This is a genomic window from Mucilaginibacter sp. CSA2-8R (assembly GCF_038806765.1).
Lineage (GTDB): Bacteria > Bacteroidota > Bacteroidia > Sphingobacteriales > Sphingobacteriaceae > Mucilaginibacter.
Genome location: NZ_CP152389.1, coordinates 1,460,383 through 1,484,181, shown reverse-complemented (window position 1 = coordinate 1,484,181; position 23,799 = coordinate 1,460,383). Strand labels below are relative to the sequence as shown.

At 42.2% G+C, this 23,799-nt stretch carries 21 protein-coding genes; 14 read left to right on the top strand and 7 right to left on the bottom strand.

The window, feature by feature from the left end:
- Positions 1-7: 7 nt before the first annotated feature.
- Positions 8-1,108, bottom strand: a complete 1,101-nt coding sequence (gene glf, locus AAGR14_RS06445) for a UDP-galactopyranose mutase (RefSeq protein WP_342647774.1) — start codon at positions 1,106-1,108, stop codon at positions 8-10.
- 82 nt (positions 1,109-1,190) lie between these two features.
- On the bottom strand, positions 1,191-2,522 hold the full coding sequence (locus AAGR14_RS06440; RefSeq protein ID WP_342647773.1) for a nucleotide sugar dehydrogenase: 1,332 nt from the start codon (positions 2,520-2,522) through the stop codon (positions 1,191-1,193).
- A 264-nt stretch (positions 2,523-2,786) separates the two neighbouring features.
- On the opposite strand from AAGR14_RS06440, the gene AAGR14_RS06435 reads away from it, so the two are divergent.
- Positions 2,787-3,647: an N-acetylglucosamine kinase gene (locus AAGR14_RS06435; RefSeq protein ID WP_342647772.1), complete on the top strand. Its 861-nt coding sequence runs from the start codon at positions 2,787-2,789 to the stop codon at positions 3,645-3,647.
- 75 nt (positions 3,648-3,722) lie between these two features.
- Here the strand turns inward: AAGR14_RS06435 and AAGR14_RS06430 are convergent, their stop codons facing one another.
- Positions 3,723-4,415, bottom strand: coding sequence for an NUDIX domain-containing protein (locus tag AAGR14_RS06430; RefSeq protein ID WP_342647771.1), 693 nt, complete (start codon positions 4,413-4,415; stop codon positions 3,723-3,725).
- Between the two features lie 245 nt (positions 4,416-4,660).
- On the opposite strand from AAGR14_RS06430, the gene AAGR14_RS06425 reads away from it, so the two are divergent.
- On the top strand, positions 4,661-5,509 hold the full coding sequence (locus tag AAGR14_RS06425) for a hypothetical protein (RefSeq protein ID WP_342647770.1): 849 nt from the start codon (positions 4,661-4,663) through the stop codon (positions 5,507-5,509).
- 6 nt (positions 5,510-5,515) lie between these two features.
- Entirely contained in the window at positions 5,516-6,511 is a 996-nt protein-coding gene (gene gap / locus AAGR14_RS06420) for a type I glyceraldehyde-3-phosphate dehydrogenase (RefSeq protein WP_342647769.1), read from the top strand.
- Between the two features lie 74 nt (positions 6,512-6,585).
- Here the strand turns inward: gap and AAGR14_RS06415 are convergent, their stop codons facing one another.
- Together AAGR14_RS06415 and AAGR14_RS06410 are read right to left on the bottom strand one after the other, a co-directional pair.
- A complete protein-coding gene (locus tag AAGR14_RS06415; protein ID WP_342647768.1) occupies positions 6,586-7,815 on the bottom strand; it encodes a pyridoxal phosphate-dependent aminotransferase in 1,230 nt (409 codons plus the stop codon).
- A gap of 76 nt (positions 7,816-7,891) precedes the next feature.
- Positions 7,892-8,290 carry a DUF1573 domain-containing protein gene (locus AAGR14_RS06410; RefSeq protein WP_342647767.1) on the bottom strand — a complete coding sequence of 133 codons (399 nt, stop codon included), beginning with the start codon at positions 8,288-8,290 and terminating at the stop codon, positions 7,892-7,894.
- A 149-nt stretch (positions 8,291-8,439) separates the two neighbouring features.
- On the opposite strand from AAGR14_RS06410, the gene AAGR14_RS06405 reads away from it, so the two are divergent.
- Complete coding sequence (locus AAGR14_RS06405) at positions 8,440-10,869, top strand: thiamine pyrophosphate-dependent enzyme (RefSeq protein ID WP_342647766.1); 2,430 nt, start codon at positions 8,440-8,442, stop codon at positions 10,867-10,869.
- 95 nt (positions 10,870-10,964) lie between these two features.
- On the opposite strand, the gene AAGR14_RS06400 is transcribed toward AAGR14_RS06405, so the two are convergent.
- Both AAGR14_RS06400 and AAGR14_RS06395 read right to left on the bottom strand, forming a co-directional pair.
- Positions 10,965-11,243 carry a SelT/SelW/SelH family protein gene (locus AAGR14_RS06400; RefSeq protein ID WP_342647765.1) on the bottom strand — a complete coding sequence of 93 codons (279 nt, stop codon included), beginning with the start codon at positions 11,241-11,243 and terminating at the stop codon, positions 10,965-10,967.
- The gene (locus AAGR14_RS06395) at positions 11,240-11,653 is read right to left on the bottom strand and encodes an RNA-binding S4 domain-containing protein (RefSeq protein ID WP_342647764.1); all 414 of its coding nucleotides are present in this window, start codon (positions 11,651-11,653) and stop codon (positions 11,240-11,242) included. Before AAGR14_RS06395 ends, AAGR14_RS06400 begins: the two co-directional genes overlap by 4 nt.
- A gap of 195 nt (positions 11,654-11,848) precedes the next feature.
- Here AAGR14_RS06395 and AAGR14_RS06390 point away from each other — a divergent pair, with 195 nt between their 5' ends.
- The 10 genes from AAGR14_RS06390 (at position 11,849) to AAGR14_RS06345 (ending at position 23,768) form a co-directional block, all read left to right on the top strand.
- Entirely contained in the window at positions 11,849-12,667 is an 819-nt protein-coding gene (locus AAGR14_RS06390; protein ID WP_342647763.1) for a 2,3,4,5-tetrahydropyridine-2,6-dicarboxylate N-succinyltransferase, read from the top strand.
- A 143-nt stretch (positions 12,668-12,810) separates the two neighbouring features.
- A complete protein-coding gene (locus tag AAGR14_RS06385) occupies positions 12,811-13,938 on the top strand; it encodes a glycosyltransferase family 1 protein (protein ID WP_342647762.1) in 1,128 nt (375 codons plus the stop codon).
- Positions 13,931-14,497: an L-threonylcarbamoyladenylate synthase gene (locus AAGR14_RS06380; protein ID WP_342647761.1), complete on the top strand. Its 567-nt coding sequence runs from the start codon at positions 13,931-13,933 to the stop codon at positions 14,495-14,497. Before AAGR14_RS06385 ends, AAGR14_RS06380 begins: the two co-directional genes overlap by 8 nt.
- Before the next feature lie 506 nt (positions 14,498-15,003).
- Entirely contained in the window at positions 15,004-15,366 is a 363-nt protein-coding gene (locus AAGR14_RS06375) for a response regulator (RefSeq protein WP_342647760.1), read from the top strand.
- A gap of 189 nt (positions 15,367-15,555) precedes the next feature.
- Positions 15,556-18,621 carry a tetratricopeptide repeat protein gene (locus tag AAGR14_RS06370; protein WP_342647759.1) on the top strand — a complete coding sequence of 1,022 codons (3,066 nt, stop codon included), beginning with the start codon at positions 15,556-15,558 and terminating at the stop codon, positions 18,619-18,621.
- Positions 18,622-18,639: 18 nt separating this feature from the next.
- Entirely contained in the window at positions 18,640-20,469 is a 1,830-nt protein-coding gene (locus AAGR14_RS06365) for a TonB-dependent receptor (protein WP_342647758.1), read from the top strand.
- A 48-nt stretch (positions 20,470-20,517) separates the two neighbouring features.
- Positions 20,518-21,828 (top strand): SPOR domain-containing protein, encoded by a 1,311-nt coding sequence (locus AAGR14_RS06360; protein ID WP_342647757.1) that lies wholly within the window; start codon positions 20,518-20,520, stop codon positions 21,826-21,828.
- Positions 21,829-21,831: 3 nt separating this feature from the next.
- On the top strand, positions 21,832-22,542 hold the full coding sequence (locus tag AAGR14_RS06355; protein ID WP_342647756.1) for a MotA/TolQ/ExbB proton channel family protein: 711 nt from the start codon (positions 21,832-21,834) through the stop codon (positions 22,540-22,542).
- On the top strand, positions 22,539-22,937 hold the full coding sequence (locus AAGR14_RS06350) for a biopolymer transporter ExbD (protein WP_342647755.1): 399 nt from the start codon (positions 22,539-22,541) through the stop codon (positions 22,935-22,937). The genes AAGR14_RS06355 and AAGR14_RS06350 overlap by 4 nt, the downstream gene beginning before the upstream one ends.
- Before the next feature lie 9 nt (positions 22,938-22,946).
- Positions 22,947-23,768, top strand: a complete 822-nt coding sequence (locus tag AAGR14_RS06345; RefSeq protein ID WP_342647754.1) for an energy transducer TonB — start codon at positions 22,947-22,949, stop codon at positions 23,766-23,768.
- Positions 23,769-23,799 lie beyond the last annotated feature (31 nt).

The following is a 23,799-nucleotide window of genomic DNA, read 5'->3' as shown; positions in this document are numbered from 1 at the left end:
CTAATACCTATATTTCTTTACTTTTCTTCAACGCCGATCCAATTACCTGGTGCATATCATAATACTTATACTCTGCCAAACGACCACCAAATACAATGTGACTATCAACTTTAGCTAATTGCTCATATTGTTTGTACATCTCTGTATTCTTAGCATCATTAATGGGGTAATAAGGCTCTTTTTCATTATTCCATTCTTCAGGAAACTCTTTGGTAATTACCGTTTTAGGCTGCGTACCAAATTCGAAATGCTTATGTTCTATGATACGGGTATATGGAATGTGACGTTCAGTATAATTTACAACGGCGTTGCCCTGATAGTTGTCGGTATCTAAAGTTTGGTGTTCAAAATTCAAGCTGCGGTATTGTAACTGCCCAAACCTATAATCATAGTACTGATCTATTTTTCCGGTAAAAACTAATTTGTCAGCTAATGAATCCCAATGTGCTTTACCTTCAAAGTAGTCAACATCGGTTTTAACTTCAATACCTTGCAATAGGCCTTCTGTTAATTTGTTGTAACCGCCAATAGGTATCCCTTGGTATTTGTCGTTAAAGTAATTGTTATCGTAAGTAAAACGCACCGGTAAGCGCTTGATGATGAACGCCGGCAATTCTTTAGCATCACGTCCCCACTGTTTTTCGGTGTAACCCTTAATTAGTTTGTAATAGATATCGGTACCTACCAATGAAATAGCCTGCTCTTCTAAGTTCTGCGGATTTTTAACACCTGAGGCTTCTATCTGTTCCTGTATTTTCTCTTTTACTTCCTCAGGGGTACGAACTTTCCACAACTGATAAAAAGTATTCATGTTGAAAGGCAGATTGTACATCTCATCTTCAAACACCGCCAACGGGCTGTTGGTGTACCGGTTAAACTCTACAAAGCTGTTTACGTAATCCCAGATAGGCTTGTCGTTGGTATGAAAAATATGAGCGCCGTATTTGTGCACGTTAATGCCTTCAACGTTTTCGCAATAAATGTTGCCGCCTGTATGATTACGCTTATCGATTACCAGACATTTTTTTCCCTTTTTTGTAGCCTCGTGAGCAAATACGGCTCCAAATAAACCAGAACCCACAATTAAGTAATCGTATGCTTTCCCCATAGCATTAATGCAATTTATTTATTAAGATTTTAAATTTCTTAGTAGTAAAGATCAAAAACCTCAATTTGTTTAAATTAATTCATCACAAACGGGCTTGCACCATACTTTTATCCAGTAAACCTTTGATATCATAAACTACCGCATTAGCGTGCTTTTTTAGTTTTGCGTAATCGATAGTCAGAAATTCCTTATGGCACACAGCTAATATAATGGCGTCATAACTCCCTGTTAACTGCTCGTATCGGTTAAATGTTTCCAAGTTATAATCCTGCCAAACCTCGTCTGGGTTAGCCCATGGATCATAAATCTCACATATAGTATCGTACTCATTCAGCGTATTAACAATGTCTACTACTCGGGTATTACGAACGTCAGGGCAGTTTTCTTTAAAAGTGAACCCCAAAACTAAAATGTTCGCCTTTTTAACGGCGATATCGTTTTTCACCATCAGCTTTATTACTTCTTGGGCAACATAAGTTCCCATGCCGTCATTTATGCGTCGGCCCGCCAAAATAATCTCAGGGTGGTAACCTACTTCCTGAGCTTTTTGTGCCAGGTAATAAGGATCAACACCGGTACAATGCCCTCCCACCAAACCCGGCCTGAATTTCAAAAAATTCCATTTAGTACCGGCCGCATCCAGCACGGCCTGGCTATCAATATTCAACAAATTAAATATTTTAGCTATCTCATTAACGAAGGCTATATTGATATCTCGCTGCGAGTTTTCGATAACTTTACACGCCTCTGCAACCTTGATACTTGGCGCCTTATGGGTACCGGCAACGATGATGGTTTTATACAAATCATCCACAAAATTGGCAACCTCGGGTGTAGAGCCTGACGTTACTTTAATAATATTAGTTAAGGTATGTACTTTATCACCGGGATTGATCCGCTCTGGCGAGTAACCGGCAAAAAAATCCTGATTAAAAATCAGCCCGGATGTGCTTTCCAAGATAGGTACACAAACTTCTTCTGTCAGACCTGGATATACTGTAGATTCGTAAATAACTACATCACCATTTTTCAGTACCTGGCCTACCGTTTCGCTGGCCAGTTTAATTAGACTTAAATCCGGACGATTATGACGGTCGGTTGGTGTGGGCACCGCAACTATATAAACATTACATGATTGAATGCTTGCAATATTGGTGGTGAATGAAAGCCCCAACCCATTAGCAACAGCAGTTACTTGCTGCAATTCATTTAGGTCAATTTCCTGCGTACGATCATAACCTTTCAGCAATTCATTAATGCGGCTTTGCGATTTATCAAAACCGGTTACCTTAAACTTTTTGGCAAACTCAACCGCTAAAGGGAGCCCTACATAACCCAAGCCTATAACAGCTATATCAATACAGTCGATTTTTGGTAAGCGGTCGGTTATCGAGGTTAAAGCAAGATTAGACATCTAAAGAAATAAAATGGCAGATGGCAGCAAATATAATTTAAAAATCTATATCTTGCCCTGTGAGAATTTTGATGCTAAAACGTGGTAACCACACTTTAAAATCAATATTAAATTGCAGCTTTTATGTGTGGATGTTGTTTAACAATCCACTCCAAACAGTCGCTTCTCGTGCTAAAATTAGTTAGTGTAGTTTTTACAATAAATAAGTGTTTTATTTAAATTAAGTAAATGCTACTTTTACCGCATATAATCAATTAAAGGCCCATGAAATTAATAGCTGACGGCGGCTCCACCAAAACAAACTGGTGCTTAGTCAATGATGAAGGAAAGAAAGTTTACTTCAATACTGAAGGTTACAACCCATACTTTGTAAGTAAAGAATACATCATACAATCGCTAAACAGTAACCTACCTGCCGATTTAGAAAAGGACAAACTTGTTGAAGTAAACTATTACGGCGCCGGCTGTTCAACCGAAGACAAACGCAAGCTTGTAAAAGAGGCCATGAAACAGGTGTTTGTAAATGCAAAAGTTAATATTGGCCATGACTTGCTGGCCGCAGCTCGTGCTTTGTTAGGCCACAATGAAGGCTTTGCAGCTATTTTGGGAACGGGTACCAATACCTGTATTTATGATGGTAAAAATATCGTTCATAACATTGATTCGGGTGCTTACATTTTGGGAGATGAAGGCAGTGGTTGCTACATCGGCAAAAAACTACTGATCGACTATTTAAGAGGCTACATGCCAGAAGCTGTTCGCAAAAACTTTTGGGACACTTACCACCTTACCCCTGATGATGTTAACGAGCAGGTATATTCTCAGCCTTTAGCTAACCGCTTTTGTGCTGGTTTCAGTAAGTTTGTTTACGATAACAATGTGCATCTGGAGTATACCCGCAACTTGGTAAAAACTTCTTTCGAAGATTTTTTCCGCAATCTGGTTACTCACTACCCTAACTACCAAAAATACTCCTTTAACTGTATCGGCTCGGTTGGCTATAATTTTAGGAATGTTTTAGAAGAAGTTGTTACCGAAAACGGAATGATTATGGGTAACATCATCCGCTCTCCTATAGATAACTTAGTGAAGTTTCACTTAGAAATGGCACCAAGCCAACTGTAATATAATTATACTATAAAAGCATAAAGCGCCTTGGGAGTACCAAGGCGCTTTATGCTTTTATAAAGAAATGGGTTCTTAAATATCTACGCCTATTTCGCTCTGAAATATTTTGCTGTATTTACGCCTGTCAAACTTATACAGCTTGGCCGCCCTGAATGATACATTCTTTTGCTTCTCGTCCAGCTCTTTTAAAAAGCCATAGCTCAGCATTTTTTTACGGAAGTTACGCTTATCCAGTTTCTTGTTTAATATAGCTTCGTAAAGCTGCTGCAATTGGGTGAGTGTAAACTTCTCGGGCAATAGTTCATAGGCAATGGGTTGATAGCTTAAACGGCGACGCAGTTTGTTAAATCCGGTCTTAAAAATTTCGGTATGGTCGAAAGCAAGCTTAGGCAAATCGTTTACACTATGCCATAAAGCTCTTTTGGCAAACTGCCCTGCTTTAAGTTCGCGCTGGCTGTCAATACGGATCAAAGCGTAATAGGCTACTGTAATAATACGCCCGCGCGGGTGCCGGTTTACCGCACCAAAAGTGTGAAACTGCTCCATATGCACATCGTGCAGGCCGGTAAGCTCGTGCAATATCCGTTCGGCAGCTTCTTCTATCCCCTCATCATTTTCAACTAAATCGCCAGGTAAGGCAAGCCAGTCCATAAAAGGTTCGTTCTTGCGTTCAATCAATAATATTTTAAGCTCACCTGCTTCAAAACCAAATATTACACAATCGATAGAAAACTCCGATTCAAACTTAACTAATTGTTCTTTCAAGGTTTATTTGTTTACAGTAACTTATCACTAAAGTAAAGGTACTTTTTAAGCGCCAAAAGTTACAACTTAAATTTTAGCGTGTACTATATCTTATTGCTTTTTGTTTATACGATCTTATAGTATCTTAACTGTAAGATGGTCAGCTAATGCTCAACTATGCTTAAAATTTCATAATGGTGTAAATTTTACACAATAAGCCGTTAAGTTTATTATATTTGCGCGCCACAACAGCTCTATACAAGTACATGGTTGCAGTTATTTATAGTGGGTCCAATTATGCAGACTGGCGTTTAGCCGACAAAGGGCGAATGATCGCCTCTTTCAAAACCGGCAGCATCAATCCGTTTTTCAGTGACGAAAAGCATATCCTTCACTTACTTAATAAAAACATCAACCTTATACATCATGCCGAAGAGATTAAACGTATCTATTTTTTTGGTGCCGGCGTATTAAACAAAGCATTGCAAGATACCATTATCCAAAGCTTTGAATCGTTTTTTAAATATGCCAAGGTAACGGTTGATCATGATATTTTGGGCGCAGCTATAGCCTGCTGTAATAGCAACCCAGGTATAGTTTGTATTTGCGGCAGTGGCAGCAACGCAGCCTGGTACGACGGTAAAAAGATAAAACCTAACAATTTTGGTTTGGGTTATATATTGGCCGATGAGGGCTCGGGCAACTGGCTGGGACGGCAACTGATTAAGGCTTATTTGAACGAAACGCTACCGGCTAACCTGCGCAAAAAGTTTGTTAAAAGGTATGATACCGACCGCAAAATTTTACTTGAAAAAGTTTACCACCAACGGCAGCCGGCATTATTTTTAAGCTCATTGACCGACTTTTTTACAGATAATTTAAACGACGGCTACCTGCAGGAGGTTATTGTTAAAGGATTTGATTTACTGATACAGACTAACGTTTTACCACTAAAGCAACAGCATGCCCAAGCCGATATTTACTTTGCAGGCTCTGTAGCCGATGGCTTTAAGACATTGCTACAACAATCGGCGCACAATGCCGGGATAAAAATTTCGTATATATTAAAAGAACCTATAAACAATTTACTTACATATTATTCTAATAAAAATTAAAATCTAATGAAAATAGGAATTAACGGATTTGGCCGTATCGGTCGTTTAGCTTTCAGAGCTGCTATACAAAGACCAGGTGTTGAAGTAGTAGGTATTAATGACTTGGTAGAGCCCGATTACATGGCCTACATGTTAAAATACGACTCAACCCATGGTAAATTTGATGGCACCATCGAAGTAAAAGACGGGAACTTGGTAGTTAACGGCAAAACTATCCGTGTAACAGCAGAAAAAGATCCTGCTAACTTGAAATGGAATGAGGTTGGCGCTGAGGTAATTATCGAATCTACCGGTTTGTTCTTAACTCAAGAAACTGCACAAAAACACATCGACGCTGGTGCTAAAAAAGTTGTAATGTCGGCTCCTGCAAAAGACGATACCCCTACATTCGTAATGGGTGTTAACCATAAAAACCTGAAAGCTGAAAACACTATCGTTTCTAACGCTTCATGTACTACTAACTGTTTAGCACCTATTGCTAAAGTGTTAAATGATAAATTTGGTATCGAAGAAGGCCTGATGAGCACAGTGCATGCCGTTACTGCTACTCAAAAAACAGTTGACGGCCCATCGGCTAAAGACTGGAGAGGTGGCCGTGGTGCTTACCAAAACATCATCCCTTCATCAACCGGTGCTGCTAAAGCAGTTACTTTGGTTATCCCTGAATTAAAAGGCAAATTAACCGGTATGGCTTTCCGCGTACCAGTAGCCGACGTATCAGTAGTTGACTTAACCGTGAAACTTGTTAAAGGTGCTTCTTACGATGCCATCAAAGCAGCTATGAAAGAAGCTTCTGAAGGCGAATTGAAAGGCATTTTAGGTTACACTGAAGAAGAAGTAGTATCTGAAGACTTTAAAGGTGATGCCCGTACATCAATTTTTGATGCTAAAGCAGGTATCGCTTTGAATGACAACTTTGTTAAAGTAGTATCTTGGTACGATAACGAGTGGGGTTACTCAAACAAATTGATTGATTTAGTTGAAGAAATTGGTAAACTGTAATCACCCGGTTTTAATCCATAAAAAAAAGCCCTTGCGAGCTGCAAGGGCTTTTTTTTATGAGCATTATATTTTGTTTAAGCTTGCAGTGTACCTGCCGTTTCAGGCTGCTCTACCTTGCCCGGATAAACCTTAAGGGCCTCCTGCAAACAAACCATGGCCTTTTGCAAATCGTCGGCATTTAAAACGTAGGCCATCCGCACTTCATTCTGGCCGGCGCCTGGTGTGCTATAAAAGCCGGTAGCCGGAGCCATCATAACGGTAGCATTTTCATGGCTAAAGCTTTCCAGCATCCACTGGCAAAACTTATCGGCGTTATCTATCGGAAATTTAGCTACCACATAAAATGCCCCTCCGGGGTTAGGGCAAAAAACGCCATCCATCTGGTTCAGCGCATTTACAAGTACATCGCGGCGGTGCGTATACTCTTTACTTACGGCTTCAAAATAAGCATCCGGCGTATCTACCGCAGCCTCACCAGCTATCTGCTCAACCAAGCCCGGACTCAACCGCGCCTGAGCAAATTTTAAACCTGCTGTTAGTACTTGCTTATTTTTAGTGATTAAACAACCCAAACGGGCACCGCAAGCACTGTAACGTTTACTTACTGTATCCATTACAATCACATTCTCTTCCAAACCGTCCAGGTGCATTGGCGATATAAATTCACGGCCGTCGTAGCAAAATTCGCGGTAGGCCTCGTCAGAGAACAAGTATAAATCGTATTTCAGCACCAGTTCTTTCAAAGCCTGCATTTCAGCCTTCGAGTAAAGATAACCGGTAGGATTATTAGGGTTGCAAATAATAATGGCCCTGGTTTTTTCGGTAATTAGTTTTTCAAACTCACTGATGGCCGGTAAAGCAAAGCCATTATCAATAAAAGATAAAATAGGTTTTACCACAATATCGCTCTGGCAGGCAAAGCCGTTATAATTGGCATAAAATGGCTCAGGGATAATTACCTCGTCGCCGGGATTGAGGCAGGTCATCATGGCAATGGTGATAGCCTCAGAGCCGCCGGTGGTTACAATAATATTTTCCGGTGCAATATTATAATTAAGCTTGTTATAATACTCGGTAAGCTTTTTACGGTAAGACAGCGTGCCTTCCGAAGCAGTATATGCCCAAACTTTAAAATCAATATTCTTTACCGCATTAAGCATCCCTTCCGGAGTTTCGATATCAGGCTGCCCAATGTTTAAATGGTAAACCTTTTTACCCTCCTGTTTGGCTTTTTCGGCAAATGGGGTAAGCTTACGTATGGGTGAGGCAGGCATGTGCTGCCCTTTTGTTGAAATAGTTGGCATGTTGCAAAATTATAAAAAGCGTAAACAAAGAAAGGCGCAATATTGCGCCTTTCTTTCATATCAATGTTAAAAAGTATTAGCGGGTCGCAGCAGCATTTTCCACTACCTCGCCCGAAATAATCAAATTTTTTACCGGGGTTTTAGCATTCGAGGTTACAACGATCGTTTTGCTAAACGGTGCTGCAACAGCAGCGTTGTAAGTAATGGAGATAGTACCTTTATCACCTTTTTTTACCGGGGTTTTAGTATAGTCGGCAATGGTACAGCCACAAGTTGGGCGCACTTCGGTAAGTATTAATGGCTCAACACCTACGTTAGTATACTCAAATACTGTGGTTACCGGTTTGCCTTTAGGCACTTTACCAAAATCATGTTTTTCTTCATTAAATTTAAACTCAGGTTTTTGATTATCCTGAGCAGATGCAGTAATTGAGAAACCCAAAACTACGGCAAAAAGTATAATTAATTTTTTCATGTTCTTTTTATAGCTTATACGCAAATATAATTGAATAGTTTAATAAGTTGTATCAAAAACGATGCTTACTTTACGTTATGATAGATAAATGTCATAACTGACATTTTCAATACAGAATTTTTTATTTTTACCGCCAAAACGAATAATATATGCCAGAAAGCATCCAACCGGCTACCGGCAACTTTACCGAAAATGAACTCAGCTTTAACGATTTTAGAAATATCGTTATTAATGATTACCGCGTAGGCTACGAAAGCAGGCAGGCCAGTATACTGGGCCGCCGCGAAGTGCTTACCGGCAAAGCCAAGTTCGGTATTTTTGGCGACGGCAAAGAAGTGGCCCAATTGGCTATGGCTAAGTCTTTTAAAAAAGGAGACTGGCGGGCTGGCTACTACCGCGACCAAACTTTTATGTTTGCCACGGGCATGAGCACTTTAAAAGAGTTTTTTGCTCAGCTGTATGCGCATCCGGATATAGAAAAAGACCCGGCATCGGCAGGGCGGCAAATGAATTGCCACTATGCTACCCGTTTTGCTAACCCCGACGGCACCTGGATTAACCAGGCCGAAACCATGAACTGTTCGGCAGACATATCTACTACCGGCGGCCATATGCCGCGTTTACTGGGCTTGGCTTACGCCTCTAAATTATACCGCCAGAATAAAGAACTAAAGGACTTAAAGCAGTTTTCTGTCAATGGCAACGAGGTAGCCTTTGGCACTATTGGCAATGGCTCTACATCCGAAGGTATATTTTTAGAAACCTTTAACGCTGCCGGCGTTTTACAGGTACCTATGGCAATTTCTATATGGGATGATGCCTATGCCATTTCGGTACCGGCCAGTTTGCAAACCACTAAAGAAGATATATCAGAGGCACTTAAGGGGTTTCAGCGCCAAGATGGCACTAACGGGTACGAGATATTTAAAGTGCGAGGCTGGGATTATGCTGCCTTGTGCGAAACCTATGCCATGGCCATTGAGCTTTGCCGTACACAGCACGTACCTGTACTCATCCACGTAATCGAAATTACGCAACCACAGGGACACTCTACCTCGGGCTCACATGAGCGTTATAAATCGGCCGACAGGTTAGCCTGGGAAGCAGAGCACGATTGCTTGCTGCAAATGCGTAGCTGGATGATCAGTTCGGCCATTATTACCGAACAAGAACTCAGTGAGCTTGAAGAAAACGCCAAAAAGCATGTGCGTAACGCCCAACGCGAAGCCTGGAACGAGTTGCTTTCCGAAATAAAGGCCGAACTGGATGAAGCCGCTTCGCTTATTGAGCAACTGGCTCAGCATTCATCGGTGGAGCAATTGAGAGATGTTGCATCTGACCTGCGTGCCTGCGTTGATCCGGGTCGCAAAGATATTGTAAACGCCATACGTAAAGCATTACGCGTTACCGCTAAAGAGGCTTTGCCCGAACGCCAGGTATTAACCGAGTGGCTTAGTGGCGAAATGGAACTTAACCGCGAACGTTTCAACTCCAAATTATTTTCAGACACTCCCCTTTCGCCATTACGGGTGCCCGTTATTGCGGCTACTTATGATGAAAATGCCAAACTGATGGACGGCCGCGAAGTGCTGAATGCTTGCTTTGATGCTGCTTTTGAACGAGACGAGCGTATTGTGGCGTTTGGTGAGGATGTGGGCGCCATTGGCGACGTAAACCAGGGCTTTGCAGGCTTACAGGCTAAATACGGCGATATACGCATTACTGACACCGGCATCCGCGAATCAACCATTATTGGCCAGGGCATGGGTTTGGCCATGCGTGGTTTAAAGCCTATTGCCGAAATACAGTACCTGGATTACTGGATATGGGCCATAACCGTTTTAAGCGACGATTTAGCCAGCTTAAGCTACCGTACCCGCGGCGGGCAAAAAGCTCCGCTGATTATCCGGACGCGCGGACATCGTTTAGAGGGTATCTGGCACTCAGGATCGCCTATGGGTGCATTGTTAAATACACTGAGAGGTATTCATATTTGTGTGCCGCGCAACATGACACAGGCTGCCGGCATGTATAACACTTTGTTACAAGGCGACGAACCTGCCATGGTGATTGAGAGCTTGAACGGGTACCGTTTAAAAGAAAAGCTACCTGCCAACGTTGGTGAGTTTACTGTACCGTTAGGTATTGCCGAAATTGTAATACCCGGTACTGATGTTACCGTAATTTCTTACGGCTCTACCCTGCGCATTGTGCAAGAGGCTGCAACCGAGTTAAAAACAATGGGTATTCATATTGAAGTGATAGATCCTCAAACCTTATATCCATTTGATTTAGATAATGCCTGCGTTACCTCACTGCAAAAAACCAATAAATTGCTGGTGGTAGATGAGGATGTTCCGGGTGGTGCATCTGCCTATATTTTGCAAAATGTGCTCGAGAAGCAAGGTGGCTACCGTTATCTGGATGCCGCACCTAAAACGCTTTGCGCTAAAGACCACCGTCCGCCCTACGGTTCTGATGGTGATTACTTTACCAAACCCTCGGCTGATGATATTATAGAAGCTGTTTACGAAATTATGTACGACAGCAACCCTCAAAAATTCCCTTCTATCTGGTAGCAACACCAGCCAAGATTAAAATAGCAGAGCCGCGTAAATGTTAATGCATTACGCGGCTCTTTACGTTTAGGCAATCACTATCGCCAGATTATATCTTACTTTTTATCCGAATGCCCCAAACTCTTTTCGGGGTTTACTACATCGCGTACTAATTGCTTCAATTCTTTTGTTTCCGGGAAACGGCCTTCATCTATGCGGTTAAAGACTACTTTTCCATCAATGCTAATAAGATAGCTGCCGCTTACCTCACTGGGTTGCAGCAAAACACCATGCACATCTTCACTAAAGGTAGTCAGCAGTTCTTGTGCCATGTAAGCGGCACGCAGCATCCAGCCGCATTTTGGGCAGTACTCAATGCTAATAGTTGGTTTCATTCCTCGTCCTCTTTCTTCTTTTCAAAATAACCATCTTGCAGGTCATCTATCTCGCGGCGGTCGCGCTTGGTTGGCCTGCCAGCACCCCGGTCGCGGCGTAAAACCGGCGCATGAAACATACTTTTAAAACCAGGTGTTTGCTCATTCGGCGTTAAGTCAGCATAAAAGTTAACGGCCGTTTTAGCATCTACCCTGTTTTCAAGCAAACCGGTCACTGTAATAATTTTACGCTCAAGTCCTTTAGACACATTGTAGGTTTCGCCCACCTTTACCTCGTGTGATGCTTTGATGTTTTGGCCGTTCAGTTTTACCCGCCCTGCCTTACACGCTTCAGAAGCCATAGTACGGGTTTTAAATATGCGGATGGCCCAAAGATATTTATCTATACGTAGTTTTTCTTTTTCAGGCATAATTGAACAAAATTAACAAATAAGAAAGCAAAAACTGAGGCTATAGTTTTCAATTGAGTTTATTACCCCTTTGCATAACGCGCTATTTGCAGGATTAGTTACTTGATAAACTGGCAGATTATTGTTTAAAAGACTTAGTTTACATCTGTCTGTCGCATTTTCTTTAAAATTCTCATATTTGGGAAAATTTTAAGCATGGCCGCTACTTTAAAAAAAATGATAGAGGATGCCTGGGAAGACCGGGGTCTACTTAACGGAAGTGAGTACGTTAATGCCGTTGAAACGGTAATTGAACGTTTAGATAAAGGTGAAATGCGTGTAGCCGAAGTAATCGCAGGTCGCTGGCACGTAAACGACTGGATTAAAAAAGCTGTCATCCTTTATTTTCCAATCATGCAAATGGAAGAGATAAAGGTAGGTCCCTTTGTGTTTCATGACAAAATGAAACTAAAAACCGACTACCGCAAAACTGGTGTACGCGTGGTTCCTCATGGTATTGCCCGTTACGGCGCTCATTTAGCCAAAGGCGTAATTATGATGCCATCATACGTAAACATAGGCGCGTTTGTAGACGAGGGTACTATGGTTGATACGTGGGCAACGGTAGGCTCTTGTGCACAAGTAGGCAAACATTGCCATTTAAGCGGTGGTGTAGGTATTGGCGGCGTATTAGAGCCTGTACAGGCAGCGCCGGTAATCATCGAAGACAACTGCTTTTTAGGTTCGCGCGCTATTGTAGTTGAGGGTGTACATGTTGAGCGAGAAGCTGTATTAGGTGCAAATGTGGTGTTAACAGCATCAACCAAAATTATCGACGTTACAGGCGAAAAGCCGGTTGAATACAAAGGGCGTGTACCTGCACGTTCGGTAGTTATTCCGGGTTCGTATACTAAAAAATTCCCTGCCGGCGAGTATCAGGTACCTTGCGCCCTGATTATCGGCAAACGTAAAGAATCAACTGATAAAAAAACCTCTTTAAACGACGCGTTGCGCGATAATAACGTAGCGGTTTAAGCTGCTTAGTTGTTAAGTTTCCTTTATGGGAATATAGTTAATAAGTTATTGAGTTATTAGGATGAGTATGTCGAGAAATGATTACGTGTTTAACGATAAAAACAACCTAGTAACTCAATAATCCAATAACTAATTCTTCCACAATGCATATTGGATTTGATGCCAAACGGGCTTTTTTAAATAATACCGGCTTAGGTAATTACAGCCGATGGCTTATCAGCGGGTTAGCCACGCAATTCCCCGAGCATCAGTATACACTTTATACGCCGTATACTAAAAACAACCAGCACTTAGCATACTTACAACAACTCCGCAATACGCGCGTGGTACCACCATCCGGCTTTGCACCAAGCGCCTGGTGGCGTACCACAGGCATCATTAGTAATTTAAAGCATGATGGTGTTAATATATATCATGGCTTAAGTCATGAGTTACCTTTGGGTATCAAAAAAAGTGGTGTAAAAAGTGTGCTAACCGTACACGACCTTATTTTCTTACGCTTTCCGCAGTATTACAAATGGATTGACCGCCTGATTTATCAGGCTAAAATAAAATATGCCTGTTCAGCAGCCGACCGGATCATTGCAGTAAGCGAAAAAACCAAGCAAGATTTAATAGAACTACTCCAGATTGACGCCTCTAAAATCGAGGTGGTTTACCAAGACTGTGATCCGGCTTTTAAGCTTCACCAGAGCGAAGCACAGAAAACGCTGATAAGAAAAAAATACAACCTGCCTAAGCGCTTCCTGTTAAGCGTAGGTACCATCGAAGAGCGCAAAAACCTGCTTCTGCTCATTAAAGCATTACCGCATACGCGTGGTAATGAGCAGTTGTTTGTGATTGGCAAACCCAAAGCATATTTTGAAGAGGTAAAAAACTACTTGGAAGCGCACCAACTCACCGACCGCGTTACATTTTTACGCGAGGTAACTTTTCAGGAATTACCGGCCTTTTACCAAATGGCTACGGTATTTGTTTATCCGTCGCGCTATGAAGGTTTTGGTATTCCGATATTAGAGGCGCTATATTCGGGTGTACCGGTCATAGCCGCAAAAGGTTCATGCCTGGAGGAAGCCGGTGGCCCGCATAGCCTTTATGTTGACCCGGACGACGAACTTGACTTGGCCAAGAAAATTAATAAGGTCTGGAACACCCCGGCATTACGACAGGAAATGATGTTAAAAGGGTTTGAATATTGTTATAATTTTAACAACGAAAAGCTAGCTGCACAACTAATACAGGTATATCAAAAAACGCTATCTTATGCTTAAAGACGAAGTAAAAAATGCACTGGAGGTGATTAACCAGGGCGGTATCATCTTATATCCTACCGATACTATATGGGGCTTAGGTTGCGATGCGACCAATACCGAAGCTATCCAGAAGATTTATGCGCTTAAGCAGCGTGCCCAGGAAAAAAGCATGATTATTTTACTCGATACCGAAAACAAGCTCGAAAGCTACATACGCGAAGTGCCCGCCATTGCTTACGACCTGATTGAGTTTGCGGAAAACCCTTTAACGCTGGTAATGCCCGGCGCAAAAAACATATCCCCTGCCCTTATTGCGGCCGATGGCAGCGTGGGTGTACGTGTAAGTACACATCCCTTTTGCCAGCAACTGATACAACGATTGCGCAAGCCATTGGTATCTACCTCAGCTAACATCAGCGGGCAGCCCTCGCCGCAAAATTTTAGCCAGGTAAGCGATGAAATTATTAACGGAGTAGATTATGTGGTAAATCAGGACCAGCACGATTTGAGCATCAAGAAGCCATCTACTATTATGCGCCTTGAACCTGATGGTAAATTCGCCTTTATCAGAAAATAACTACTTGCGTTTTCGTTCGGGGCAAACGAGTTATTTGGAATGCTTTGTATACCTGTGATGCCTATGTAGTTAAAATCGCCCACTTATGATTAACTGCCTGTACTATTTTACTTTTCTTATATGCTCAAATTTTTCTATAATTTAAATAACACAGTTCAGTGTATAAAATAATAGCCGTTTTAACATTTCGATGCACTACAATTGTTGCCAAAACAAAACACTGTTAATAACACTCCTACCAAGTTAGTAAAATGTTTATAAATTGTGTTGGTAACTAACTTTACATATTATACCCACATTTTTAGTTATAATTTGCTAACACATTTGGCTACTGCTAAGCTTTTATGATGTTATTCTTATTAATATGCCCTGTTCTGCGTTGTAAATGATACTATTAAATACGTGTTGGCGCATTAATTGCAAACCGAGAGATATTCAAATGCGGTTTTAATACTTTTTTAATACACAGATTGCATTAAGAATACATACACGTTACAGAACATACCATGAGCAGGATATTAGCGGTAGATGACGATCAAGATATATTAGAAGTTTTACAGTTAATATTGGAAGATTCCGGTTACCAGGTTGAGACCTTATCAGATGGTCATCAGCTATTCGATAAAATTAACAAAGAACACCCCGATCTTATACTGATGGACATTATGCTGAACGGACTCGACGGTCGCGACCTATGTAAGAATGTAAAGCTGAATAACAAAACTCAAAGTATTCCTGTAATCATGATTTCGGCCAGCCATAATGTTTCGGATGTTTTGAAGCAAGAATGCGCACCTGATGATTTTTTAGCTAAGCCTTTCGACATCAGCATGTTACTTAATAAAATACAGCGACAGTTAGCCGCCTAAAGCTGTAAACATAAAACAGTTGCAAAATTTTCTTCGCAAAAATTAAATGGCTGAGGGTAAACCGATTGTTATACAAAGTTTACCAACATATACCATCTAATAGTTACTTTCGTTAAAAATGTGCAATCCGGTTTGTGAAAATATCAACCAGATTGCATTTTTGCATCTTGCTTTTTGTTAACAGTTTCTATGATTAAACTCAAACCCATTGCTGTAAGTGCTTTGTTGTTAAGCACCTTAAGTGTAAGTGCTCAGCAAAATCCATCATTTCAGCTATACCGCACTTACCACACTGCCGCTACACTGTTAAACAACGGCCAGTATGTGGCCGCCGCCGAACAATACCGACTTATTGAGCAATCACGTTTAAAGACAGACAATCAATCGCAGTTTGAGTCTGAGGTGTCATTATTGAAAGAAAATGCTAAATACTACCAGGCATTATGCGCCCTGGAGCTTGGCAACGATGATGCAATAAGCCTGTTTTTGCATTTTATTAAAGAACATCCCGAAAACCCACTGGCCAAGCTAGCCTATTTTCAAATCGGCAAATCGTATTCTAAAAAGCAAAAATATAACGACGCTTTAATCTGGTTCAATAAAATCAGCGATAACCAACTTAACGGAAAAGAACTGACAGAATATAAATTCCGTAAGGGCTATGCCTACTTTGAAATTAACGACTATAAACAAGCACAAGAATTATTTAGCGAAGTAAAAGACAAACAATCGCCTTACAGCGAAGATGCCACTTACTATTTTGCCTACATTGCATACTTAAATAAGGATTACCATGTAGCCTTGGTAAACTTTGAAAAACTTAAAAATTCTAAAAAGTACGAAAACAGTTACCCATATTATATTACTGCTGTTTATTTTTTAGATAAGCGTTATGACGATGTTATCAATTACGCTATCCCTATCTTAAACACCACCAAACAGCAAAACGAAACCGAAATGCTGCGCATTGTTGGGGCATCTTACTTTGCCAAGTCCGATTATGCTAACGCGGTGAAATATTACAGCCGTTTCCAATCGGGCGACTTAGGCCGCACCCAAAGCACCCAGGATGATTACCAGATTGGTTATGCCTACTACAAAACCGGTAACGACAAAAAGGCTGCTATCGAACTTGAAAAGCTGGTTAACAAAAATGATGTATACAGTCAAAATGGTAACTATACGCTCGGTATCATCTTTTTAAAGCAAAATAACAAACAAGGTGCACGTACAGCATTCCAGGTAGCGTCAAAGCTCGATTTTGACAAACAACTGCAGGAAGATGCATTGTACGAGTATGCTAAATTATCTTACGAGCTCAGTTTTAACAACCAGGCTTTAGAAGCTACCCGTTTATACCTGCGTAACTACCCACGCTCTAAACGTACTGATGAGGTTAAAACCCTGTTAGGCGAAACCTTGCTGAATACCAAAAACTACAAAGAAGCGGTAGAAATTTTAGAACCCATTGTAAACAACACACCAACAGCAGCTGAAGCCTACCAAAAGGTTACTTACTACCGTGGTCTGGAGTTTTACAACGAACGCGCCTTCGAAAATGCCATCGGAATCTTTTTGCGCTCACTAAAACACCCGCGCGATGAAAAGATTGTAGCACTAACCACTTACTGGTTAGCCGAGGCCATGTACGAAGTGCGTAAATACGGTGAGTCGGTAGAGCAATTTGAGGCATTTTTGGATAACCCGGAGGCTAAACAATCTGGAGTATACAACTTCGCCTTTTATGGCCTGGGGTATGCAGCCTTTGGCGCGGAGCAGTATAGCAAAGCGGCTACTTACTTTGAACGCTTTCTGGCTACCCGCCCTGCTGATCGTAATACCGAGAATGATGCCATTGCGCGATTGGCTGACAGCTACTTTGTGCTTAAAAATTATAGTGCCGCCTTGTCTTATTATGATAAGTTGCGTGCCAGTGGCAGTAAAAGCCAGGACTACGCCTTGTTTCAGCGTGGTATGATTCAGGGCTTGCAATCAGCACCTGATGCAAAAATCAGCACCATGAACGATGTGCTTACGCGATATCCGAATTCTGATTTTGCCGATGATGCCGCATTTGAGATTGCCTACACTTACTTTTTAAAGAATGAAGGCGACAAGGCCAAAAGCGACTTACAGAACCTGATACAAAAGTACCCGCGTAGCAGCTATATCCCACGGGCATTGGTAACTATGGGTCTGATTGACTATAACAATAACCAGGACGACCAGGCTGTTGAGTCTTTCAAAAAAGTAGTTCAAACCTATCCATCGTCTGACGAAGCCAAACAAGCGCTGAAGCAGATTGAAAAAATTTACACAGACAAGGGCGATGCACAAACCTTTATTAGTTATGCATCAACCACTCCTATTGGCAATTATAGCGAAGCCGAGCAGGAAAGCATTATGGCTACCGCAGCTAATAACCTATACCTAAAAGGTGACTGGGCCGGAACGGTAGCTGCCGTTGGCGCTTATTATGATAAAGCCAAACGCCCTATTTATGATAAGCAAATGCGCTTTATAAGGGCTCAGAGCTTAGTCAACCTAAACCGCCCTAACGAGGCTGTTGCCGATTACAATGTTATCCTTAATGACTGGACCAGCGCTTATACTGAGAAATCGCTTATTAGCATGGCCAAATTGTACATGGCTCAACAAAAATATAATGAGGCCGTGGTGTTCTTGAAACGCTTGGAAACCAACTCGGAGTACAAAGCCGACTACAATTTTGCCATTAACAACCTTCTTTTGTGTTATGCGCAAATGGAAATGTCTGACGATGTACTGCACTACACTCAACTGGTTCGCGATAACGAAAAATCATCAGAAGAAGATAAATTTAAAACAGGCCTTTTTGCGGGTAAAGCTTACTTAGAAAAAGGCGATACCACTGCAGCGGTAAAAGAATTCAATTATACCGTTGCCAATACTAAAACTGTTTCTGCTGCCGAAGCAAAATATAACGTTGCTGAAATTGAGTACAAAAAGCGGAATTATAAAGCGTCGTTAAACACAGCCACCGAGCTTACTACAAAGCTGGACAGGTATGATTACTGGGTAGCCAAAGCGCTGATTTTAATGGCCGACAATTATGTAGGCTTAAAAAATGCCTACCAGGCCAAAGCAACCCTGCAAAGTATTATAGACGGGTATAAAGGCAATGATGATATTGTACCTACTGCTAAAGCCAAGCTCGAAAAACTGAATGCCACAGGCGATACCAACATTGGTACCGAAAGTAACAAACAGGATTAATTAGTATTTCCAGAAGTCATGATTAACAAGTTAACCTATATATTATCTTTTTGCGCACTGTCATTTGGTATTGCACCTGTTGTTGATGCCCAGGTAAAGCAACCTGCAAAAAAAACGACCAAGCCTGCCAAAACTACTACAGTAAAGAACAAGCCTGCAGCCACTAAATTAGGTGAGGCTGCAGCAGCAAAGGCAAAACAGGATACCACTAAAAAAGGTGGGCAGTCATCAGCTAATAACAACACGAACCCCGGCGGCAGCTTGTCTGAAGAAATTGTAGTAACCACCGTTTATAAACCGGTACTGGCCGATGCGGTTAAAATACGCCGCAACCCCAACCTCGACGATACGCAGCCTTATAAAGCACCTTTGAGTTACAACGCATTGTTAGATAAGCGACTGGAGCAAAACTCGCAGATACGCCAATTAGAGGCGATAAAAATGCCTGCCGAGCGCGACTCTATCATGGCCAATAACTTTGTACGGGCCGGCTTGGGTAGCTTAAAAACTACTTTTGGCGAAGCCTATTTTAACAACGGTGCAGATGAGGCTTTGCAATTAGGCGCCTATTTAAAGCACTTTGGTCAGCAAGGCAGTGCTCTGCCTAAACAGAATGAAAGCCGCAGTGAGATTGGCGTATTTGGCAAAAGCATCACCGAAAAAAACACACTAACCGGACGTATCAATTATCTGCGTCGCGATAATTATTTTTACGGGTATGATAATACGCTGGTAAATGCCCCTATCGATCCTACCAAACAGCATTTTAACACGCTGAGCGGCGAAGGCGAACTGGCACGAAACTACCAAGATAGTGACCGGGCGTTTACGTATGCAGTTAAGCTCAATGGCTATATGTTTAACAATGCATTTAGTGCAAAAGAAAACAATGTTGTATTAACCGGCTATGTTAACCAAACCATCAATCAGTTTTATGCAGGCTTGAGTGCTTCGATGGATATTGCATCACAAAAGGATGTCAATTATGCATTAAACAATAGCTTTTTACGCTTAAACCCTTATTTGAAATTTCAGGGTGATAACTATAAAATTGATGCCGGGGTAAACATTGTTAAAGAGTTTGGCTTTTCGCAGCGCTTTTCGATTTTCCCTGCCGTTAAGCTCGAATACCAGGTAATTCCGGATTACGTGCGTTTATTTGCCGAAGCTAAAGGCGATATCAACCGTACCTCGTTACGTTACCTTTCGGAGCTTAACCCTTATCTTGGCCAAAACATCGGCATTAAAAATTCGGTGGATAAGCTGGACGTTACCATCGGTTTAAAAGGGCGCATCGTTGCCGGTTTAGGCTTTAAAGCAGCTATCTTCCGCAACAGCATATCCGATTTGCCTTTGTTTGTGAGCAATGTACAACAAGTTGCCACGCCACAGGCAATACCAGCAGGCAATAACCGTTTTGCCGTTATTTATGATACCGGCAGATCGCGAGTAACCGGTTTTAACGGCGATTTGGACTATAAGGCATCAGATAATGTAGATATTTTTGGCCGGGTAGAGTTTCGCGACTACAAGTTAAACACCCAAGCCCAGGCCTGGAACCTGCCTAAATTTAAACTTACGGCGGGTACTACCCTGCACATTACTAATAAGGTTGATGTAAACGGCTCATTGTTGTTCCGTGGCAGCACCAAAGATGTTGTTGGCAACAGCCAAATAGTAACGCTTAAATCGTTTGCCGATCTTAACGGCGGTGTAAGTTACAAAGCCACCAAACAGATTTCGGTATTTGTGCAAGCTAACAACATCCTGAACAGCAACTACCAGACCTACATGTATTACCCCAACTACGGATTTAATATATTTGGCGGCGTAGGCTTTACTTTTTAATTATATTTGCTGTACTCTAATTTAAAACAAACCCGGGCTTAATAAAAAATGGATTTATCGGTTTATATTAGTGAACTCCTTCACCGGCAAGGCATGGTGAATATTCCGCAAATTGGGATATTCAGGCAGGTGAAAATGAGGGGCTACTATAACGCCGAAGAAGGCAGATTATATCCGCCGCATTTCGAAACTGAGTTTGAGTATCAGCCCAAAAGCAACGATGACTCGCTGTTGCAATATGTCATCAGCCGCAGCCAGGTTTCTGCAGCTTCTGCCAGATACTTTATGGACCGCTACCTGTTTAATTTACTGCAACAAGCAGAAGTGAACGAGGTGATGCTGGGCAAAATGGGTACGCTGGTTAAAAAAAATAAAGCGCTTCATTTTAAACCTATTTTAGCAGCTGTATCGGGCACTGCCCCTTTTGGCTTTGCCCCCGTTGATTTAAAGGCTCAGCCTGAGCAACCGGTCGAAGTTGTAGAGTATACGGAAACTCCGGCCGAAGTACCGGTAGTTGAAGAAACTTCGGAACCAGCAGAAGTGATGTTGCTGCCAGAAACTACTGCACGTACCGAAGCCGATGAGCATAACGTTGCCGAAAGCATTGTGATGCCTTTTGAGCCGGTACAACCAGAACAATTACCCATTGCACCAACTGAGGTAGCACAGCCTGCGGTACCGATAATTGCAGCCGCAACTCACCCAGTTGAAGAAGTGCCTGCTCCGGTAGTGCAAGCAGAACCGGTGACCCGCCGGGTGAAGCCAGTGCCTGCTCCGGAACCTTCAATGTTTACCCGCCCTTGGTTTATAGGTTTAGTAGCCGGCGTAGTAGTTATTGTTGGTGGCTGGTTCTTGTACCAGCAGATGGAAAGCGACAGCCACAAAATAGTGCCTACAGCGGTAGAATCGCCGGATACAGTGGCCAGCGAAAAGCCCACTGCCACTCAGCCGATACAAACCAAACCGGCAGTTACCCAACCAGACACAGTCGCCAGCACAGTTCCTCAAGCACGGGACACGGTGGTAACCTCCAAGCCTGTTCAACAAACAGCTAAGGTTACTAAAGACACCACTGCCGCAGCCGTATCAGGACTGGAACTGGTAAATGCTAAAAATTACAAATACATCCTTATGAGCGGCGCCTTCTACTCGGTTGAGGAAGCTAAACGAATGATTGACCGTTACAAAGCCAAAGGAATTAATGCCGGCATTGTAAATAACGGCCCAAGTAAATATGTAAAAGTAGGTTTAGGCTTTTTTGAGACCTATGGCGATACCCAGGCCGAAAAAGACAGGCTCGTGAAATCGAAAAATCTCAGAGCCGAAAACCTGTATGTTGAAACTGTAAGAAAAAAATAAGAAATGATGCTAATGATACAGCAGGTAACAGATACTGCTCGAAATGTGGTTGATACTTTAAACCGTGCCGCACAGCAAACCGCAGCTCCGGCTGATGATTTACGTTTTGGCGACCTTTTAATTAAAGGTGGTTGGGTAATGGTACCTATTGGTATACTGGCCGTTTTAGGACTGGTAATATTTTTTGAGCGCTTTTTTACTATCCGCAAGGCTGCTAAAGACGAGTCGAATTTAATGAGCCAGATTCGCAGCAGCATTACTGCCGGAAAACTGGATTCAGCCCTTGCCGTTGCCCGTAACAGTAATTCGCCATTGGGCCGCATGTTGCAAAAAGGGTTGCTGCGCATTGGCCGACCTATCAAAGATATTGAAGGCGCTATCGAAAACGTAGGCAAAATTGAAGTAGCCAAGCTCGAGAAAAACATAGGCATCATTGGTATAGTTGCTGGTATTGCACCAATGTTTGGCTTTTTGGGTACCATTGCCGGTGTAATTAAGATTTTTTATGATATCTCCAAGACTGATAACATCAGCATGGGCGTTATATCGGGAGGTTTATATGTAAAGATGGTAACCTCGGCTGCCGGTTTGTTTGTGGGTATTGTGGCATACGTATGTTACCACATCCTGAACATGATGGTAGAAAGGGTAATTTTAAAGCTGGAAACCGATGCTGTTGAGTTTATTGACTTGTTAGAAGAACCGAGCAAATGAATTTAAGAAAAAAACATAGCCGTGCATCAGCCGAGGTACATACCTCGGCCATGAATGATATTATGTTCTTTTTGCTGCTGTTCTTTTTGATTGCATCAACAGTAACCAATCCTAACGTAATTAAACTGATGCTGCCTAAGTCATCATCAGGACAGGCGGTATCAAAAAAAACGATTACTGTTTCAGTAACGCAAGATTTGCGCTATTACGTCGAAAAGAAAGAAGTACCTGTTGATGCCCTGCAAGCCACCCTGGCAAGCTATAAAAATATTGCCAGCGAACTGACTATCGTACTACACGTTGACCGCACCGTTGCAATACAGGACGTAGTGCAGGTAATGGACATTGCACAAAAACTAAACATTAAACTGGTACTGGCTACTGAGCCTAAGTAATAGATAAAGATGGATTATCGTCAGCAGGAAAATAACTATCCTAAAGCATTTTTAGCAACCGGTATTATATTGGCCCTGCTGATTGGCTTGAGTTATTTTATTGTTTTTCATCAGCCTCCTAAAGAGGAGGATGGCACCGGCGGCATCCTGGTTAATTATGGTACGGTAGACGAAGGTATGGGCGATGACTATATGAGCACTGAAGAACCATCGGTAGCAGAGCAGGCTAACAAAACCAAGCCCGACAAGGTAACACCTGAGCCCCCTACCGAAAAAGTAACCCCTACCGAAAATACCAGTAAAGAAGTAGTTACGCAAAATACCGAAGACGCGCCCGAAATTAACACAACTAAAAAACCAACACAGTCGGTAACTGCACAGCAAAAGCCTACAAAAGAGCCGGCTAAGCCTACCATTAATCAAAACGCTTTATACAAAGGTAAAACCAACAACGGCACCGGCGAAGGTGACGGTACTGGTAACACGCCAGGCAACCAAGGCAAGACTACAGGGACAACATTAACCAACAACTACAATGGTACCGGTTCGGGCAACGGCGGTAATTTAACTGGTATGCCGCAACGAAACTTTCTGAGTAAACCATCGGTCAGCGATGACAGTCGCCGCACTGGTAAAGTAGTGGTAGACATTCGGGTAGACAAAGATGGCAACGTTATTTATGCACGTGGCGGTGCCCGCGGCACCACGATTTCCGACCAGGATTTGATTGACAAATGCGAAGAAGCCGTTAAACGTGCCCGTCTAAACTCGCTCGATTCTGCTCCGGACACACAGCAGGGTACGGTGGTGTTTGTATTTAGAGTACAATAGCGTCGAGTCTACCTACTGTAAAGTATTACAT

Bases quoted from the DNA above. Each gene is read 5' to 3' on its own strand.
- AAGR14_RS06405 (WP_342647766.1), top strand. From the start codon at position 8,440: ATGCCAGAAAGCATCCAACCGGCTACCGGCAACTTTACCGAAAATGAA.
- gap (WP_342647769.1), top strand. From the start codon at position 5,516: ATGAAAATAGGAATTAACGGATTTGGCCGTATCGGTCGTTTAGCTTTC.
- AAGR14_RS06400 (WP_342647765.1), bottom strand. From the start codon at position 11,243: ATGAAACCAACTATTAGCATTGAGTACTGCCCAAAATGCGGCTGGATG.
- AAGR14_RS06440 (WP_342647773.1), bottom strand. From the start codon at position 2,522: ATGTCTAATCTTGCTTTAACCTCGATAACCGACCGCTTACCAAAAATC.
- AAGR14_RS06385 (WP_342647762.1), top strand. From the start codon at position 12,811: ATGCATATTGGATTTGATGCCAAACGGGCTTTTTTAAATAATACCGGC.
- AAGR14_RS06350 (WP_342647755.1), top strand. From the start codon at position 22,539: ATGAATTTAAGAAAAAAACATAGCCGTGCATCAGCCGAGGTACATACC.
- AAGR14_RS06410 (WP_342647767.1), bottom strand. From the start codon at position 8,290: ATGAAAAAATTAATTATACTTTTTGCCGTAGTTTTGGGTTTCTCAATT.
- AAGR14_RS06435 (WP_342647772.1), top strand. From the start codon at position 2,787: ATGAAATTAATAGCTGACGGCGGCTCCACCAAAACAAACTGGTGCTTA.
- glf (WP_342647774.1), bottom strand. From the start codon at position 1,108: ATGGGGAAAGCATACGATTACTTAATTGTGGGTTCTGGTTTATTTGGA.
- AAGR14_RS06415 (WP_342647768.1), bottom strand. From the start codon at position 7,815: ATGCCAACTATTTCAACAAAAGGGCAGCACATGCCTGCCTCACCCATA.
- AAGR14_RS06345 (WP_342647754.1), top strand. From the start codon at position 22,947: ATGGATTATCGTCAGCAGGAAAATAACTATCCTAAAGCATTTTTAGCA.
- AAGR14_RS06380 (WP_342647761.1), top strand. From the start codon at position 13,931: ATGCTTAAAGACGAAGTAAAAAATGCACTGGAGGTGATTAACCAGGGC.
- AAGR14_RS06355 (WP_342647756.1), top strand. From the start codon at position 21,832: ATGATGCTAATGATACAGCAGGTAACAGATACTGCTCGAAATGTGGTT.
- AAGR14_RS06425 (WP_342647770.1), top strand. From the start codon at position 4,661: ATGGTTGCAGTTATTTATAGTGGGTCCAATTATGCAGACTGGCGTTTA.
- AAGR14_RS06390 (WP_342647763.1), top strand. From the start codon at position 11,849: ATGGCCGCTACTTTAAAAAAAATGATAGAGGATGCCTGGGAAGACCGG.
- AAGR14_RS06365 (WP_342647758.1), top strand. From the start codon at position 18,640: ATGATTAACAAGTTAACCTATATATTATCTTTTTGCGCACTGTCATTT.
- AAGR14_RS06360 (WP_342647757.1), top strand. From the start codon at position 20,518: ATGGATTTATCGGTTTATATTAGTGAACTCCTTCACCGGCAAGGCATG.
- AAGR14_RS06370 (WP_342647759.1), top strand. From the start codon at position 15,556: ATGATTAAACTCAAACCCATTGCTGTAAGTGCTTTGTTGTTAAGCACC.
- AAGR14_RS06375 (WP_342647760.1), top strand. From the start codon at position 15,004: ATGAGCAGGATATTAGCGGTAGATGACGATCAAGATATATTAGAAGTT.
- AAGR14_RS06395 (WP_342647764.1), bottom strand. From the start codon at position 11,653: ATGCCTGAAAAAGAAAAACTACGTATAGATAAATATCTTTGGGCCATC.